Raw genomic sequence first — 16677 nt, forward strand, 5'->3', positions numbered from 1 at the left:
AGTATGCGAACACACCGGATCGGTGCGTTGACTGTGGGGGTTCAAGGTCTCGGCTGCGCAGGAATGAGTGAGTTCTACGGCCCGGCAGATGATGCCGAATCCATCGCCACCATCCACCGTGCCCTCGACCTGCGCGCCACGCTGCTCGATACGGCCGATATCTACGGTCGCGGCGGCAACGAGGAGCTGGTCGGGCGTGCGGTCGCGGACCGCCGTGACGAAGCGGTGATCGCCACCAAATTCGGCCTGGTACGCGAGACGAACGGCTACGGCCGGACAGTGTGTGGCACCGCGGGGCATGTGCGGCGCGCGTGCGAGGCGTCACTGCGTCGTCTCGGCGTCGACCACATCGATCTGTACTACCAGCATCGGGTCGACCCGACCGTTCCCATCGAGGAGACCGTGACGGCCATGGCCGAGCTGGTCTCAGAGGGCAAAGTCCGTGAGTTGGGGTTGTCCGAGGCCGGCGCCGCGACGATCCGGCGCGCTCATGCGGTCCATCCTATCGCCGCGGTCCAATGCGAGTGGTCGCTGTGGACCAGGGATCTCGAGCGAGACGGTGTGCTCAGCACCTGCCGCGAGCTGGGGGTGACACCGGTGGCTGCCTCCCCGCTCGGTCGCGGGTTCTTCACCGGCCGCTTCACGTCGGCGGGCGACTTCGGGCCGTCGGACTTCCGCAGGACTACTCAGCCACGGTTCGCCGACGGAAATCTCGAACGAAACCGGCCGATCGTTGCTCGATTGCGGGCGCTGGCCGATCGTCACGGCGTGACCGCGGCCCAACTGGCCTTGGCCTGGGTTCACCATTGCGGTGCGGATGTGGTCGCCATTCCCGGAACCAAACATCGGAAATACCTGGAGCAGAACCTGGTTGCCACCGAAATCGCTCTGTCCGGCGGTGATCTCGAGGAGCTGGCGAATGCCGTACCCGCCGATGCCGTAGCGGGGGAGCGGTGCGACCCCGCGATGGCGCGGCAGCTGGGACGCTAGCGCCCGTGCCCCTCGGCCGGAAACCTCGGTCAGTCGAATGCCACCGGAAGGCATTCCAGCGAGCGGACCGACAGGTTCCTTCGCCAGCGCACGGCCTCGCCGGTGAGATGCACACCGGGCCCGATGCGACACAGCTCGTCGAGCACGATCTCGGCTTCGAGCTGTGCGAGTGTCGCTCCCGGACAGGTGTGCACCGAGTATCCGAACGCGAGGTGTCGATCGCTGCCGCGCCAGATGTCGAACCGGTCCGGATCGGGAAAGACCGCTGGATCTCGGTTCGCCGCGCCCGCATGGAAGTAGACGAGGCTGCCCGGTTCGATCGATACCCCGCGCAAGCTGAAGTCCGCGGTGGTCGTTCGCGAGATCCGCTGCACGGGGCTTTCGTACCGGAGTGCCTCCCGAACGGCATCGCGGATCAGATCTCGATCGCGGCGCACGGCGGCGAACTGATCCGGGTGCCGGAGCAGCAGCAGGATTCCGTTGGCGATCAGGTTGCTGGTCGTCTCGAACCCGGCGAACACCATCATCAGGCACACCGCGACGATATCGTCATCGCTCAACGACGGGTCGTTCGCGAGAGTGCTCAGCAGGTCCGTGCGCGGCTCCGCGCGCCGGGTGCGGACCAGCGGGCGGAGCAGTTGGCTCGTGTGTAGCACGGATGCCATCGCGGCCTCGGCGCGAGGCAGGTAGGCGGGCGGCTCCGCGCCGAAGAAGTCGACGATGTCGACGGCGCAGCGTTTCAGCAACGACACCGATTCGTCGGGAACGCCGAGGATCCGTGACGTCACATACAGTGGCAGCGGAAGCGCGAGCTCCGCCATCACGTCCATGCTTCCCCGCTCGACTGCTTCGCTCAGAATCTCGTGCGTGGTGCGCCGGATCAGCTGCCGGAAGCTCGCCACGGTTGCCGGCGTCATCGCCCGGGTGATCGGCATCCGCAGCCGGGCGTGGCCGGCATTGTCGAGCATCAGCGGCCAACGACTCAATACTCGGTACAGCGGGGCGAACCTGTCCCGCTCCAGGGCGGGGAACTGGGCCAGTCGTGGGCTGATCCGGTCCGCCGACACCATCCGCGCCGCCAGACCGCACCGAACATCGGCGTGGCTGGTCACGATCCAGGCCTGCAGCTGGTCACTGTAGGTCACCGGCCGGTCCGCGCGTAGTCGGTTCAGCACCGGGTAGGGGTCGCTGCGGGCGTCGGTGGTGAGCAGGTCATAGGTGGTTTCGGTCATCGTGAACTCCCATCGCCGAGGTCGGCGCTCCGTGCCGGAGCCGAGGCGGTACCGATACCCGCGGACAGATAGTCGAGGTCGATGCGTACGGGTGTCGCGGGCGGGCCGAGAAGCGACAGGGTCCGGGTGTCGTCGTATCGGCGTCGATGACTCAGCATCGCGGCCGTAGGTGACCTGTCGAGGAACGCTTCCAGCGCGGTGCGGTGCGCGGGTGCTTCCGATTCCATCACCATCTGCACCGGGGCCAGGGTCTGCATCAGGTCCATCAGGACGCGTACGGAGACGTCGTGCCCGTGTACGACGTGATAGGTCGAAATCCGCCGTGGGTGTTCGGCATCGGTCATCCGGGCCATGGTCCGGGCGGCGCTCTCCACCGGCAGGAAGTTCAGATGCCCCTGCGGGTGGCCGACGACACGCACCGCGGCTCCCGAGGTTCCGGTGATCCGGGTGGCGTTGTCCCGGATGGTCCGGCCCAGGGATAGCAGAGTGTGTGCGGGCAGGTCGCGATGTGGCGGGCGATCGGTCACCAAGACGCTGGGCCGGGCGACGACCACCGCTCTGCCTTCGCGGCGCGACCAGTCCCGAACGAGTATCTCCGCCTCGAATTTGGAGTGCTCGTAGGAGTTCTCGAAGCCCCACGTGTCGTCCAGCTCCGACTCGTACACGACGCCTTCCCGACGGGCGCCCGCCACGAACGCGGTACTCACATGGCACAGCAGCGGTCTGCGTTGCCCGGCGGAGGCCAGTTCGAGCATATGCCGGGTTCCGGCGACGTTGATCGGTCGCAGTGACTCGAGGTCGTCGTGCAGTTCGGTGCTGGCGGCGCAGTGCCACACGACGTCCACCTCGTCGGCCAGTCGCCGAAAGTCCGTGCGGGACAGTCCCAGGCCCGGCACGGAGACATCCGATTCGACGATGCGTATTCGGCCGGGAAGTTCATCCACCAGTTGAGGCGATTCGCCGACGAGTTGGAGAAACCTCGAGATTCGGGTCAATGCGGCCGGGTCGCGGACCAGGGCGATGAGATCGTGCCGTCGAGCCAGCAACTCACGAACGAGGTGGAGACCGAGAAATCCGGTCGCACCAGAAACTGCAACAGAAGACATGCCGACCTCCGTTGACCGCCGGTAGTTCCAGGTTTCGGTTCACGGACGGGATTCAGATTATCGGGTCGTGGCGAGGATTCGGCCGGAACGCCGGAATTCCCGTGCGACCGGCTCGAATGTCCTGTTAATGCGAATAGTCCGAGTCGCCGGGTTTGTGTCGATGTGGATCTCGTCCGCGACATCTCCTGCCGCTCGATGGCCGACCTGCGCCGCAGCTGCGGAATCGTCCAACGCCACGCACCGTGCCGACCACACTGCCCGTGCGGTCGGTTTGCGCATGCAGGTGGCGGCCGATGGGACTGCCCGTACAGCCGGGCCGCGGTACTGCTCGCCCGTGGTGCCGCATCGAGCCGGTCGGCGGCTGTGGGGTCGGCGACGGTCCTCGATCTGTTGCCGCCCCACGTAAGTTGTCCGTTGCGCCGTAGCTGACTATGGTGACGCCACCGCGGAGACACTTGCGGTACGGGGGCGCCGGTACCGTGCGAGCGGTCGCCGAGATGTCCTTCCGGCGAACACTTTCGGAGGAACAGTGACGACCGATCCGGTGTGGGGACGATTCGATCCGCGCCCACTGATCCACGGGCTGCCGGTCCTGATTCTGGATGCCGGGTACCTGCCGTGGGAGTCCTACGACGAGCCGGTGGGTGATCGGGGCCTCACCGGGCCGGAAAGCCCCGCATGGACGGTGCTTCGGCATCAGCCGGCCGCGTTGCTCGGTGGTGTCGTCGGACTGCTGATCGGCACGTTGCATCCGGTCGTTCTGCGCGGCACCCTGGAACACACCGATCTGAAGGACGATCCGCTGGCCAGGCTAGCACGCACCGCCGGCTTCGTGCGGGCCACGACCTACGGTGCGACCTCGGTCGCCGAGCGAGTCGTCGACACCGTCAACCGGATGCATGTTCCGGTCACCGGCACTGTCAACGGCCGCGAATACGCTGCCGCAGATCCGGATCTGATCGATTGGGTGCACGTCACCATCTGGGGTGGGTTTCTCGACGGATACCAGCGACTCAGCGGCAAGCCCCTCGACGACGCCGGGGTCACCCGGTACTGGTCGGATATCGCGCCGATCGCCGAAAAGCTGGGCGGTACCCACACTCCGCGCACACGCGCGGAGGTCGTGGACTACTGGCGAACGGTTCGCGCCGAGCTCGCCGAAAGCGCTGACGACCGGGCGGCCGCGCGGGCCGAAGCGCAGTGGATCATGCACGAGGTCGGCTCCTGGCGTGGCACGGTCACGCGGGACGGGGCGCGGCGGGGCGGTGCCCTGTTCTCTCGCTGGGGAAGGCCGGTCTCGGCGACGGTCGCCGCCTTGTGCCGGCTACCGATCTGGATCTGCGCGAACATCCTGCTGTCGGTCATCACCGGCATGATGCCGGACTGGGCCGCCACCGAACTCGGCATCCGACGGTGGCGGCCGCTGTCGGCCTGCAACACCCTGGGCGTAAAAGTCGTCTTCTACCTCTATGACCGCGTGGCAGGAGACCCCGAACACGTGTTGCGGGCACGTCGCCGCTGCGCGCGGTCGGTCGCCGAGCGGTCGAGCGGATCTGCTTCGCCGCCGGACGGCGGAGCGCCGGAGGCCGGACCGCGGCTTCCCCGGGCAGCGAACGGCGGGTTGAGGTGCCGCGCGACCCATCTTGTTGCGTTCTCGGGGGAGTGTCGACTCAGCACATGTTTGGTAGCTGAATGGTAACCAGCGGTGATTTGCCGGTGAGGTGGGGCTAATCTGGCGCCAGAATGGCTCGGGGAAATGTGCAGAACATTGCCATTTATGCATGGATTGTCGGCTCGTCGTCGATCTCGCCACAGGGGCGATGCTGAGAGTGTGCTGTCGTTCGGTAGCTGATCTTCTACTCGCGAGAATCGAGGTTCGGATGGCCGATGAACGGAAAGTCCTCGTCATAGGAGCAGGGTTCGGTGGCCTCGGTATGGGTGCGGCGCTGAAGGACGCCGGGATCGACGACTTCCTCATTCTGGAGAAAGGCGGCGACGTCGGCGGCGTCTGGCGGGCGAACGTCTATCCGGCGTGCTCCTGCGATGTGCCGTCGCATCTGTACAGCTTCTCGTTCGCCCCGTACCGCGACTGCCGCACCCGTTACCCCGGCCAGGCCGAAATACTGCGCTACCTGCGGCGGGTCGCGTGCGACCGCGGCCTGATGCCGCACCTCCGACTCGACACCACGGTACGCAGCGCGTGCTTCGACAGTGCCACAACACAGTGGCACGTCCGCACCGTCGATGGGGGCGAATACCGCGCCGAACACATCGTTTTCGCAGTCGGACAGCTCGATACGCCGAATATTCCGAACCTGCGCGGCAGCGCGGAGTTCAACGGAACCACTTTCCATTCGGCACGCTGGGACAGCGGGCACAGTCTCCGAGGTCGGGACGTCGCGATCGTCGGTACCGGATCGAGCTGCGCCCAGATGCTACCCGCTGTGGCCGCGAGCGCCCGCAGCGTGGTCGTCTATCAGCGCACTCCGCACTGGGTGCTGCCCAAACCCGCCACCGAGTTCGGGCCGGTCACCCGGCTCGCCCTGCGCTGGGTGCCCGGCGCGCATCGGATGTACCGGCGGGCACTGTATCTCGGTGCCGATCTGATGCTGGCCCCCGTCATGCGTGGCGGGTGGTCGGCTCGCATCGTCCAATGGGCCGCGGCCCGGTACCGGGACCACTGCATCTCCGATCCGGAGTTGCAGGGCAAGGTGACACCCGGATATCCGATCGGCACCAAGCGGATCGTGTTCGACAGCCACTACTACCGGGCGCTGAGCTTGCCGAACGTCGAACTCGTCACCGAACCGATCTCCCACCTGACCGCGGACGGCATCGTGGCGGCCGATGGCACCTGCCGGGTCGCCGACACCCTGATCTACGCCACCGGGTTCCGTGCCACGGAGTTCCTGCAGACCATCGAGGTACGCGGGCGATCGGGTCGCTCACTGCGTCACGAATGGTCCGCAGGGGCCCAGGCTTTCCTGGGGGTCGCGGTCCCCGGCTACCCGAACGCCTGGCTGATCGCCGGGCCGAACAGTTTCAATCCGGCCGGCAGCAACCCCACCGCCAAGGAACAGCAGATCGGCTTCATCATCCGATGTATCCGCTGGTCCGAGCGGTCCGGTGCGGGCGTCGAAGTCAGTACCGAGGCCATGCGGGCGTACCGCCGGTGGCTGCACGAACGTCTCACCCGGACCGTCTGGCCGGGCACGACGACACCCACCTGGTACAAACACGTCAGCGGCACCGTCACCAACCCCTGGCCCGCTTCGGCCCGCACGTTCGCCCGGATGCTGCGAACCGATCCGGCGGCCGCGCTCACCGTCTGTGCGCGCGCACCGCACCGCCCGGAATCCGCGGTCGTCCGGCAGGACATCGAACAGCTCGGCGGGTGGAACGTCTGAGCCGAGCGACCCGGCAACGCCCGGTCGGCGATTCGAATCGCCGATGAGGTGATCGGTGCCGCAATTACGTCCCACCGGGCTCTCCCTCCGCCGATACGTTCGGCTGCGAAGACCTGCTGCGGCCGGCGGAGGGAGTGTCATGATCGGGCCCGGCGATTCCGTTCCCCGCAAACTGGCGGTGAGCAACCCCTACATACATCGACTACAACGACGACATTTCCTGCTGTTCGACGTCCTGCCGATCATCGGCGCCGCCGCCGCGATCGGATTCGCCTGGATCCACCCCATCGGCGTCACCGAGGTGGCTCTGCTGCTGCTGATGTGGTCGGTCACCGGACTGGGAATCACTGTCGGCTATCACCGCCTCTTCACGCACCGCACCTTCAAGGCTGCCCCGGCGGCGGTGGCGGGGTTGGCGATCGCCGGCTCGATGGCCGGACAGGGCGGTGTGCTGTCCTGGGTCGCGATACATCGCCGCCACCACGAACTCAGTGACACAGAGGGCGATCCGCATTCACCGAATCTGTCCGGCGGGGGTGTGGTGGGGCGGATCCGCGGCCTGGCGCATTCGCATTTCCTGTGGATGCGCCGCCACGAGTATCCCAACATCGTGCACTATGCCCCGGACCTGCTGAAAGATCGCCGGCTGGTCGCGGTCGCCCGGCGCTACTACACCTGGGTCGGTTTGGGACTGCTGGTCCCGGCCGTGATCGGGGCACTCGTCTACCAGACCTGGACCGGGGCGGTCAGCGGCCTGCTGTGGGGCGGGCTGGTGCGAATCTTCGTCCTGGAGCACATCATCTGGGCAATCAATTCATTCCTGCACATGTTCGGCACCCGCCCGTATCGGGCCCGCGGAAACAGCCGCAACGGCGGCGTCTTCGCCCTGATCTCCTTCGGCGAATCGTGGCACAACAACCATCACGCCTTCCCGGAGTCGTCGTCCTTCGGACTCACCTGGTATCGGCTCGACCCCGGCTACTGGCTGATCCGGCTGCTGGAGGCGGTCGGGCTGGCATGGGATGTGAAGGTGCCGTCGCAGACCCGGATCGCTTCGAAACGCATCGACAACGGAAATTCGGCCGCCGACGCGGCGGCCTGAGAGAGGACCCTGATGGCAACGCAGCACGACATCGTCGAGTGGTGTCGCGAGTACCTGGGCGGCGCGCTCGGTGTGGACCCGGCCGTCATCGATCCGGCCGCCGACTTCGACCGGCTCGGTGTCGATTCCGTAGTGGCCGTGGCGCTGCTGATCGAGATCGAGGAACGCTACGGGGTAGACCTGTCGCCCGAGACGTTGTTCGAGAACCCGAATCTGAACGCCGTCGCCACCCATCTGGCCGACCGGACGGAGCGTGCGGCGTAGTGTCCGGAGACCAGCGACCCGACTCGGCCCGGTCGGCCGCGGCGGCTGCCGCGGTGCGGCATCACTACGACGTCGGGAACGAATTCTTCCAGCTGTGGCTGGACCGGTCGCTGAGCTATTCGTGCGCCATGCCGGACGGCCCGGGCGACACCCTCGAGGCAGCTCAGGAACGCAAACTCCAGCATCACCTGGACGCCGTCGGAGCCCGCAGGGCCCGCGCAGTGCTCGATATCGGGTGCGGCTGGGGAGCGCTGTTGCACCGGCTGTCGGGTCACGGCGTCGAACGGGCCGTCGGCCTCACCCTGAGCGAGGAGCAGGCCGCCCATGTACGACGGCTCGACCACCCCGGCGTGGCGGTACGGACCGAGAGCTGGCAGCACTACACGCCGGGTGGCCGCTTCGACGGGATCGTGTCGATCGGCGCATTCGAGCATTTCGCCACGCCGTCGGACGACCGCGCCGACAAGATCCGGATCTACCGGGAGTTCTTCGAATGTTGCCGCAGCTGGCTGACCGACGACGGCGCGCTGTCGTTGCAGACGATCGCGTACGCCAACATGCCTCGGACCGCGGCGAACTCGTTCATTCAGCAGGAGATCTTCCCGGAAGCCGATCTGCCGACTCTGGCCGAGATCGCCGAGGCGGCCGAAGGCCTGTTCGAGATCGGGTCGCTGACCAACGGCCGGCTCGACTACGCGTGGACGTGTGAGCAGTGGGCGCGGCGGTTGCGGGCGCATCGCGAAGCGGCCGTGGAGTCGGTCGGCGCCGAGGTGGTGTCCCGGTACGAAAGGTATCTCAAGATGTCGGCGCTGGGTTTCCGGATGGGCAAGATCGGACTGCTCCGGCTGGTGATGCGGCCCTACCGCCGCAGCTACTTCCTGGTCGACGCCGACATCACGGAGACGGGCCGGTGACGCACACCCAGCCGGCGACGGTGCGGTTCAACCCGTTCGCCGAAGAGTTCCGGCACGACCCGTACCCGATGTATCACCGGCTACGGTCGGTGCATCCGGTGCATCGCACCCTGGGCATGTGGGTGGTGACCGGATATGCCGAGGTGCGTTCCGTGCTGCAGGATCGTTCGTTCGGTGCGGACCTCGTTCCGGATCAGTTGCGCCGGCAGGCCGCCCGGTTCGGGGTCGAGGACACCGGGCGGATCGACCGGTTGGGGCGGAAATCGCTGGTGTTCACCGAGAACCCGGATCATTCGCGGCTGCGGGCGATGGTGAACAAGGTTTTCACGGCCGCGGCGGTCGACGGCCTGCGGCCGCGCGTGGATCGGTTCGTCCGAGATCTGCTGGCGTCGGCGGGAAGTGACGGGCGAATGGACGTCATAGCCGATCTTGCGGAGCCGCTACCGGTCCTGGTCATGTGCGATTGGCTGGCGCTGCCCGAAGAGCTGGCCGGCCGGATCGCCGGTTGGACCCATCAGATCCGGTTCCTGCTGGAGCCGGGCCTGATGTCGGCCGATGATCTCGTCAGGGTACGTGGAGTCGTCGACGAGTTCGTCACCGCACTGGACCCGGTGATCGCGGCGCGTCGGCACCGCCCGGGCGACGACTTGGTCAGCGCCTTGACCGCGATCCGCGTCGGTGGCGACCGGCTCACCGACGAAGAGATCGGCTACGTGTGCATCATGTGCTTCGTCGCGGGAAACGAGACCACGAAAGCGTTGATCGGCAATGCGGTGCTCGCCCTGTTGCAGCATCCCGACCAGGATGCCCGCCTGCGGGCCGACCCGGCGGCGGCTCCGGCCGCGGTGGCCGAGGCGCTGCGCTACGACAGCCCGCTGCAGCAGACCAAACGGGTCGCGACATGCGATGCCGAGGTGGGCGGGAAGGTGGTGCGTGCCGGTGAGCAACTGCTGCTGTGCCTCGGCGCCGCCAACCGGGACCCTTCAGTGTTCGGTGCACCGGATGTCTTCGACCCGGCCCGGGCCCATGTCACCCACCTGGCCTTCGGGCACGGCATGCACGGGTGCCTGGGCGCAGCGCTGGCCCGGATGCAGGCCGTATCCGCGCTGCGCGGCCTGTACGAGCGTCCGCAGCGGCTGCGATCGGCCCCGGGCCCGCTCGAATGGCAGGACCACAGCTTCATCGTGCGTGGGCTGCGCAGACTCGACGTCACGGTGGAATGAAGGAGCGGCGATGAACCGGATCGAGACCCTGCCCGAGATCCTGCAACGCCGGGCCGACCTCGAAGCCGACGTGACCGGCTATATCTTCCTGGACGAGCACGGCGCCGAGATCGACCGGATCACCTACCGGGAACTGCACGAGCGTGCACTGGCCGTGGCCGGCGCACTGGCCCGGCACACTCGGCCGGGGGACCGGGCGCTGCTGGTGTTCCCACCCGGACTGGACTTCGTCGCCGGCTACTTCGGATGCTTGTACGCGGGCGTGATCGCCGTACCCGTCGTGCCACCGACGCCCCGCCGGGTACATCCGGCCACCCAGCAGATCATCGCCGACTGCGCACCGGCGGCGGTGCTCACGACGGTTGCCTACCTGCCGCACGCGAAGAATGCGCTCGGCGGCGAATTGCGCTCGGCGACCTGGCTGGCGGTGGACCGACTACCGGCGGCACTCGACTTCGCCCCGCGCGCCGTCACCCCCGACACGATCGCCTTCCTGCAATACACCTCCGGATCGACCGGGAACCCCAAAGGGGTGACGGTCACGCACCGGAACCTGTGCGCGAACCAGGCGATGATCCGCCGGGCATTCGGCCACGACCGGCGCTCGACCTTCGTCGGGTGGCTCCCGATGTACCACGACATGGGGCTGATCGGGAACGTCCTGCAGCCCCTCTACCTCGGTGCCACCTGCGTACTGATGGCTCCGATCAGCTTCATCCGGCGCCCACTGCTGTGGCCGACCGCGGTCTCGCGCTACCGGGCACACACCAGCGGGGGCCCGAACTTCGCGTTCGACGCCTGCGTACAGCACGTCCGGCGCACCGTACCGCCACCCGATCTCGATCTGAGCAGCTGGCGAGTGGCATTCAACGGTGCCGAACCGATCCGCTCCGAAACCCTGCGCCGGTTCGCCGAAACGTTCGCCCCGTACGGGTTCGACCCGGGCGCGCTCTACCCGTGCTACGGATTGGCCGAAGCCACCCTCCTGGTGAGTGGCAGTGTGAAGGGCCGTGGTCCCCGAGAGCTGGTGGCCGATACGGCTGCGCTGGAACGGGGGCGGCTGGTTCCGGCACACACGCGCACCGGCCGGACCCTGGTGGGATCGGGCACGATCGTCGAGGCCGAGCAGGTTCGGATCGTGGATCCGGACACCGGCCGCCCCTGCGCACCGGATCGGATCGGGGAAGTATGGGTGGCCGGTCCGCACGTGGCTCCCGGCTACTGGCGCAGACGGTCGGCGACGGAGGAAACCTTCGGTGCCGGGTGTCCCGGCACCGAAGGCCGCCGCTTCCTGCGGACCGGTGACCTGGGACAGCTGGTCGACGGCGAGCTGTACATCGTCGGCCGGCGAAAGGACCTGATCATCGTCCGGGGCCGGAACTACTATCCGCAGGATATCGAGCACACCGTGCAGGCTGCGCACCCGGGGATCCCGCCCGGAAGCTGTGCGGCGTTCGGCGTACCGGTCGACGACGGTGAGCAGGTCGTCGTCGTGGCCGAAACCCGGGTCGAACCTGCCGTCGAGTCGTCGGATCCGGTCGGCGACATCCGCAGCGCGGTGCTGTGGAATCACCAGGTCGGCCTGGTCGACCTGGTGCTCACCGAATCCGGGCGGCTACGCAAGACGAGCAGCGGGAAGATCATGCGGTCCGACGCCCGCCGCCGGTACTTGGCCGGTGAGTTCGGCGCCCGGCGAGTATAGGCACTGCAAGACTCGGATCGTGACAGTTCATCTGGGTGCCACGGATTCGGTGGAAATGATGTCACCGAGGTTCACCTCCGTTTACCCGATGTCGCTACGGTAGCTCCAGCGGAGAGAAGGAGCCGGCCGTATGGAGTTCCGACATCTGGTCTCGTTCATCACTATCGCCGAAGAGTTGCACTTCGGTCGCGCAGCGCAGCGCCTGCACCTCACCCAACCCAGTCTCAGTGCCCAGCTGCAGAAGCTGGAGAAATCACTCGGCGTGCAGCTGGTCGCACGCAACTCCCACGAAGTGCGGCTCACCTCGGCCGGCCGGGAGTTCGAGAGCCAGGCCCGGACCATCGTCGCCCAGGTCGATCGCGCCGCCCGGGTCGCCAAGGAGACCGCCGAAGGACGTGCCGGATCCCTGAGTATCGGATACAACCTGCCTGCGAGCCGGCATGTACTGCCGGAAGCTCTGGCGATGATGACCGAGCGGCACCCGGGCATCGCGGTCTCGATGTGGGAGAAACGCACCGGTCCGCAGCTCGCGGGCCTGGCCGACGGGTCCCTGGACATCGCCCTGGTCTACGGCCACCCGAGCACCACGACCTTCCGGTACGCCCGGCTGCTGCACCGGGTACCGCTGGTGGCGGTGGTCGGTCGCCGGCACCGGTGGGCCGACCGTCCGGGCGTGCCGTTCGCCGCGCTGGCCGAACAAGAGGTGGTGCTGTTCGACCGGGAGCAGTGTCCGGCGATGTACGACTCGATCGTCGGGGCGGCAGCCGACAACAGGATCCAGCTGTCGGTCGCACATTCGGCGGACGATCCCGGCGCCACCGCGCATATCGTCTCGGTCCGTCCGCTGGTCGGCTTCGCCTCGCTGCCGCGGGCGATCTCGATGGGAATGGGTAATCCGGGAAACGATTCGGTGGCCGTCAAACTGTTCGACCCGGTGCCCACACTGGATTTGTATGCGGTGTGGCGGGCAACGGAATCCAATCCTGCTGTGGCACAATTCATCGAATGTTTGAAATTCGATGACTCCGTTCGCAGTGATACTCCCCAAGTCGTCGCTTCCTGACCGCTTCGATAGGTGATGGCACTCGCGCGGTAGAAGGAGGTCGATCGGTCCGGTCGGAGTCCTTGTGGCGCAGCAGAATAGGGAACTGTGAATACAGTCTCTGTCGCCGAGAACGGACACGACCTCCCGGAGACGTCGAGTTTGTACTCGGTGATTTCCGACGCTGCTTCGAAAACGCCGAATCGAATTTCACTGTGCGGTGCCGACGGCACCGAACTGACCTGTGCCGAACTCGATCGCCGGGCGCGGGGGCTGGCCGGTGCACTGGCCGCCCGCGGGATCTCCGCCGGAGACCGGGTCGCTGTGCTCGGCCGGACCACCCTCGACTGGGCGCTGCTGGACTGTGCGCTGCTGGCGCTCGGCGCCGTGGTGGTCCCGATCTATCCGACCTCCTCGGACAGCCAGATCGAACACATCCTGAGCGACAGTGGCAGCACGGCCGCAGCGGGCGAATCGGCCGCGGATGCCGACCGGCTGCGGGCCGCAGGGGCGAACGAGGTCTGGATTTTCGACGAGCTTGCCGGATGGCCGGTGCCGGACCCCGCACCAGTGGAGATTCCAGCCCGGACCCGGGCCGACGACCTGGCCATGATCGTGTATACGAGCGGCACGACCGGACTCGCCAAGGGATGCACGATCACGCACCGGAACATGTTCGTCTCCTCGGCCAATACCGCGCTGCGCTGCGGTGACATGTTCGACGGGAGCACCGTACTGGCGTTGCCGCTCGCGCATGTCTTCGGGCAGACGATGCTCTTCGCCGGCCTGTTCGGCGGCAGCCGGACACATCTGCTGCCTGCGATTCCCGACCTGGTGCCGGCGTTGCCGCGATTGCGCCCGACCTTCCTGGCGATGATTCCCTACGGCCTGGAAAAAATCCGCAAGTATTGCCGCACATTGCTGGACGACGACAGCGAAACGCGGGCGGTGGAGCGTGGCCTGGCTGCGCTGCGCGCCGGGACCGCCCCGGAACCGGTCGACCACCCGGTTGCCGCCGCATTGGGTGGCCGACTACGGCAGGTGATCTCCGGCGGTGCCTCCCTGGACGAATCGACCAGCGGTTTCTACGCCGGGTTCGGGATCGCCGTGCTGAACTGCTACGGGCTGACCGAGGCCGCGACGGCCGTGACCGTGAACGCGCCGGAGAGCAACCGGCTGGGGACGGTCGGGCGGCCGATTCCGGGGACCCGGGTGGCCGTGGCCGAAGACGGGGAAGTGCTGGTCGCCGGCCCGCACGTATCGCCCGGCTACTGGGGCGCCGCACAGGACCAGCCGACCGCCGCCGCCGACGGCTGGCTGCACACCGGTGACCTGGGCGAACTCGATGACGACGGTTTCCTCCGGATCACCGGCCGGAAGAAGGAAATCCTGGTGACCTCCGGCGGTAAGAACGTGGCACCCAACCCGCTCGAGGACCGGGTACGGCTGCATCCGCTGGTGAGCAATTGCATGGTCATCGGCGATGCGCGGGATTTTGTCGCCGCGTTGATCACCGTGGATGCGGAGCAGGTGCGCCGCTGGCGTGCCGAACAGCCCGAAGGTGATCTGGACGCCGAAATCGAGGTCGCGGTGGCCGACGCCAATTCCCTGGTCTCCCGCCCGGAATCGATCCGTGCCTTCCGGATCCTGGACAGTGACTTCACCATCGAGGACGGTTTGCTCACCTCGTCTCGGAAACTGCGTCGGGCCGCCATCGAAAGGGCGTTCGCCGAACAGGTCGCCGAAATCTACAGCTGATCCGCCGGAAATTCCCACTGCACAACGACCGGAAAGTGATGCAGAAAATGTACGACGTCATTGTTGTCGGAACCCGCGTGGCCGGTGCGCCACTGGCGATGTTGCTCGCGCAGAAGGGATATCGGGTGCTCGCCGTGGATCGGGCCACCTTTCCGAGCGACACCCCCTCCACCCACTACCTGCACCAGGCAGGGCTGGGTTTTCTGAAGTCCTGGGGTCTGCTCGACCGGGTGATCGCGACCGGCTGCCCGCCGATCCGGACGCTCAACTTCAGCTACACCGGTATCGAGCTGCGTGGGTTCGCGAAAACCTCCGCGGACGGCATCGACGCGGTGTACTGCCCGCGACGCACCGTCCTCGACGAGATCCTGGTGACCGCTGCCGGCGATGCCGGAGCCGAGGTCATCCAGGGATTCACCGTGGCCGAGCTGGTCTTCGACGGTGCCCGGGTGGCGGGTGTCCGCGGGCGGGCCGGTGACGGGCCGGAGCAGGAGTTCCGGGCGAAGCTGGTCGTCGGCGCCGACGGCGCCAACTCGGTGGTCGCGAAGGCGGTCGACGCCCAAGTCTACGAGGGCTCTCCGGCCGGCTGCTTCATCTACTACTCCTACTACTCGGGCCTGGACTGGGGAATGCATCACCGCACCGGTTTCGGCGAGCAGCAGCTCGGTTCGTGGCCGACCAACGACGGGCAGCAGCTACTGGCCGTGATGCGTCGCCGCGACCGGTTCCGCGAATTCCGGGCCGATGCCGATGCCGGGGTGCAGGAGATCGTCGAACAGATCGATCCCGCACTCGGCGCCGACCTGCGCGACCACGGCGCCCGGCTGGAACCCTTCCGGCCCATGCTCTACCCGGACAACTACCGGCGCCGGTCCTACGGTCCCGGCTGGGCGTTGGTCGGTGACGCCGGCTACCACAAGGATCCGTTCACCGGCTGGGGCATCACCGATGCGTTCAAGTACGCGCAGCTGCTCGCCGACCGGGTCGACGAGGGGCTGTCCGGTGACCGGCCACTGGACCAGGCCCTCGCGGACTATCAGCGTGAACGCGACGAGCAGAGCGCCAGCACCTTCGAACTCACCCAGAACATCTCCGACCTCACGCTGAGCCCCTACTACGATTCGGTGTTCCGGGCGACCAGTATGGACGCCGAGGCGACCACCAACTTCTTCGGCCTGATTGCGGGGATCTACCCGCCGGACAAGTACTTCGGTGAACAGGAGCTCGCCGACCTGTACGAGCGGGTCGGTTTCCCCGAAAAGGACCGGCATCTGGTGAACGATGCTGTGGCACCGGGACTACGCGCGTGAGCGCCGCCGGCCTGACCGCGCTCGGCGACAGCTTCGTCGAAGGGCGCGGCGACCCGGCCACCGGTGGTGGGTACCGTGGCTGGGTGCCGCGGTTGGGCAGCCAGCTCGGGCTGCGCCCCGGCACGGTCACCAATCTGGGTGTGCACGGTGCCACCACCACGATGGTGGTGCGTGACCAGCTCGACCGGGCGGTGGCCACCCGGGCCGGGCTGTATGGGGTCGTGGTCGGTGTCAATGATCTGATCAGCGATTTCGACGCACACCGATTCGAAAGCAACCTCCGGACCCTGTTCGGTACCCTGCGCCGCCGCGGAGCCACCGTCGTCACCGCCGACTATCCCGACATCCCCGCCCGCATGCCGGTTCCCGGCGGCTTCCGAACGCTGCTGCGGGAGCGGTTCACCTTGGCCAACCGGGTTCTCGCCGAAGTCACCGCCGACACCGGCACCCTGCTGCTGCCGATCGCCGCCGCCCCGGAATGGACGCAGGCCCAGGCATGGACCTCCGACGGGCTGCACCCCAGTCCGGTGGGACATCACCTGTTCGCCGCCGGGGTCGCCGACCTCGTCACCGCCAGCACCGCCACCATCGTCGCCGCCTGATCTGTATGCCCGAGAGGACCTTCCC

The 16677-nt window shown here is 67.2% G+C and carries 14 protein-coding genes; 12 read left to right on the forward strand and 2 right to left on the reverse strand.

Features of this window, described 5'->3' with window-relative positions:
- Positions 1 to 3 precede the first annotated feature (3 nt).
- Positions 4 to 990 carry an aldo/keto reductase gene (locus AC1HFH_RS13995; RefSeq protein WP_480243204.1) on the forward strand — a complete coding sequence of 329 codons (987 nt, stop codon included), beginning with the start codon at positions 4 to 6 and terminating at the stop codon, positions 988 to 990.
- A gap of 29 nt (positions 991 to 1019) precedes the next feature.
- Here AC1HFH_RS13995 and AC1HFH_RS14000 read toward each other — a convergent pair whose 3' ends face one another.
- The gene (locus AC1HFH_RS14000) at positions 1020 to 2222 is read right to left on the reverse strand and encodes a cytochrome P450 (RefSeq protein WP_480243205.1); all 1203 of its coding nucleotides are present in this window, start codon (positions 2220 to 2222) and stop codon (positions 1020 to 1022) included.
- Positions 2219 to 3328 (reverse strand): SDR family oxidoreductase, encoded by a 1110-nt coding sequence (locus AC1HFH_RS14005; RefSeq protein ID WP_480243206.1) that lies wholly within the window; start codon positions 3326 to 3328, stop codon positions 2219 to 2221. Before AC1HFH_RS14005 ends, AC1HFH_RS14000 begins: the two co-directional genes overlap by 4 nt.
- Positions 3329 to 3857: 529 nt before the next feature.
- On the opposite strand from AC1HFH_RS14005, the gene AC1HFH_RS14010 reads away from it, so the two are divergent.
- The 11 genes from AC1HFH_RS14010 to AC1HFH_RS14060 all read left to right on the forward strand — a co-directional run bounded on the left by AC1HFH_RS14010 (position 3858) and on the right by AC1HFH_RS14060 (position 16652).
- Positions 3858 to 5027 (forward strand): oxygenase MpaB family protein, encoded by a 1170-nt coding sequence (locus AC1HFH_RS14010; RefSeq protein ID WP_480243207.1) that lies wholly within the window; start codon positions 3858 to 3860, stop codon positions 5025 to 5027.
- Positions 5028 to 5208: 181 nt separating this feature from the next.
- Positions 5209 to 6735: a flavin-containing monooxygenase gene (locus AC1HFH_RS14015; protein ID WP_480243208.1), complete on the forward strand. Its 1527-nt coding sequence runs from the start codon at positions 5209 to 5211 to the stop codon at positions 6733 to 6735.
- Between the two features lie 139 nt (positions 6736 to 6874).
- Positions 6875 to 7837 carry an acyl-CoA desaturase gene (locus tag AC1HFH_RS14020; protein ID WP_480243209.1) on the forward strand — a complete coding sequence of 321 codons (963 nt, stop codon included), beginning with the start codon at positions 6875 to 6877 and terminating at the stop codon, positions 7835 to 7837.
- Positions 7838 to 7849: 12 nt separating this feature from the next.
- The gene (locus AC1HFH_RS14025; RefSeq protein WP_480243210.1) at positions 7850 to 8101 is read left to right on the forward strand and encodes an acyl carrier protein; all 252 of its coding nucleotides are present in this window, start codon (positions 7850 to 7852) and stop codon (positions 8099 to 8101) included.
- The gene (locus AC1HFH_RS14030) at positions 8101 to 9015 is read left to right on the forward strand and encodes a class I SAM-dependent methyltransferase (RefSeq protein ID WP_480243211.1); all 915 of its coding nucleotides are present in this window, start codon (positions 8101 to 8103) and stop codon (positions 9013 to 9015) included. Before AC1HFH_RS14025 ends, AC1HFH_RS14030 begins: the two co-directional genes overlap by 1 nt.
- Positions 9012 to 10238 (forward strand): cytochrome P450, encoded by a 1227-nt coding sequence (locus tag AC1HFH_RS14035; RefSeq protein ID WP_480243212.1) that lies wholly within the window; start codon positions 9012 to 9014, stop codon positions 10236 to 10238. The genes AC1HFH_RS14030 and AC1HFH_RS14035 overlap by 4 nt, the downstream gene beginning before the upstream one ends.
- A gap of 10 nt (positions 10239 to 10248) precedes the next feature.
- Positions 10249 to 11940, forward strand: coding sequence for a fatty acyl-AMP ligase (locus AC1HFH_RS14040; RefSeq protein WP_480243213.1), 1692 nt, complete (start codon positions 10249 to 10251; stop codon positions 11938 to 11940).
- 130 nt (positions 11941 to 12070) lie between these two features.
- Complete coding sequence (locus tag AC1HFH_RS14045; protein WP_480243214.1) at positions 12071 to 13003, forward strand: LysR family transcriptional regulator; 933 nt, start codon at positions 12071 to 12073, stop codon at positions 13001 to 13003.
- Between the two features lie 87 nt (positions 13004 to 13090).
- A complete protein-coding gene (locus AC1HFH_RS14050; protein ID WP_480243215.1) occupies positions 13091 to 14740 on the forward strand; it encodes an AMP-dependent synthetase/ligase in 1650 nt (549 codons plus the stop codon).
- A gap of 47 nt (positions 14741 to 14787) precedes the next feature.
- A complete protein-coding gene (locus AC1HFH_RS14055) occupies positions 14788 to 16050 on the forward strand; it encodes an NAD(P)/FAD-dependent oxidoreductase (RefSeq protein ID WP_480243216.1) in 1263 nt (420 codons plus the stop codon).
- Positions 16047 to 16652, forward strand: a complete 606-nt coding sequence (locus AC1HFH_RS14060; protein ID WP_480243217.1) for an SGNH/GDSL hydrolase family protein — start codon at positions 16047 to 16049, stop codon at positions 16650 to 16652. The genes AC1HFH_RS14055 and AC1HFH_RS14060 overlap by 4 nt, the downstream gene beginning before the upstream one ends.
- Positions 16653 to 16677: the final 25 nt, after the last annotated feature.

The organism is Nocardia sp. KT25-26, from assembly GCF_056627695.1.

Bases quoted from the DNA above. Each gene is read 5' to 3' on its own strand.
- AC1HFH_RS13995 (WP_480243204.1), top strand. From the start codon at position 4: ATGCGAACACACCGGATCGGTGCGTTGACTGTGGGGGTTCAAGGTCTC.
- AC1HFH_RS14000 (WP_480243205.1), bottom strand. From the start codon at position 2,222: ATGACCGAAACCACCTATGACCTGCTCACCACCGACGCCCGCAGCGAC.
- AC1HFH_RS14005 (WP_480243206.1), bottom strand. From the start codon at position 3,328: ATGTCTTCTGTTGCAGTTTCTGGTGCGACCGGATTTCTCGGTCTCCAC.
- AC1HFH_RS14015 (WP_480243208.1), top strand. From the start codon at position 5,209: ATGGCCGATGAACGGAAAGTCCTCGTCATAGGAGCAGGGTTCGGTGGC.
- AC1HFH_RS14020 (WP_480243209.1), top strand. From the start codon at position 6,875: ATGATCGGGCCCGGCGATTCCGTTCCCCGCAAACTGGCGGTGAGCAAC.
- AC1HFH_RS14025 (WP_480243210.1), top strand. From the start codon at position 7,850: ATGGCAACGCAGCACGACATCGTCGAGTGGTGTCGCGAGTACCTGGGC.
- AC1HFH_RS14040 (WP_480243213.1), top strand. From the start codon at position 10,249: ATGAACCGGATCGAGACCCTGCCCGAGATCCTGCAACGCCGGGCCGAC.
- AC1HFH_RS14045 (WP_480243214.1), top strand. From the start codon at position 12,071: ATGGAGTTCCGACATCTGGTCTCGTTCATCACTATCGCCGAAGAGTTG.
- AC1HFH_RS14055 (WP_480243216.1), top strand. From the start codon at position 14,788: ATGTACGACGTCATTGTTGTCGGAACCCGCGTGGCCGGTGCGCCACTG.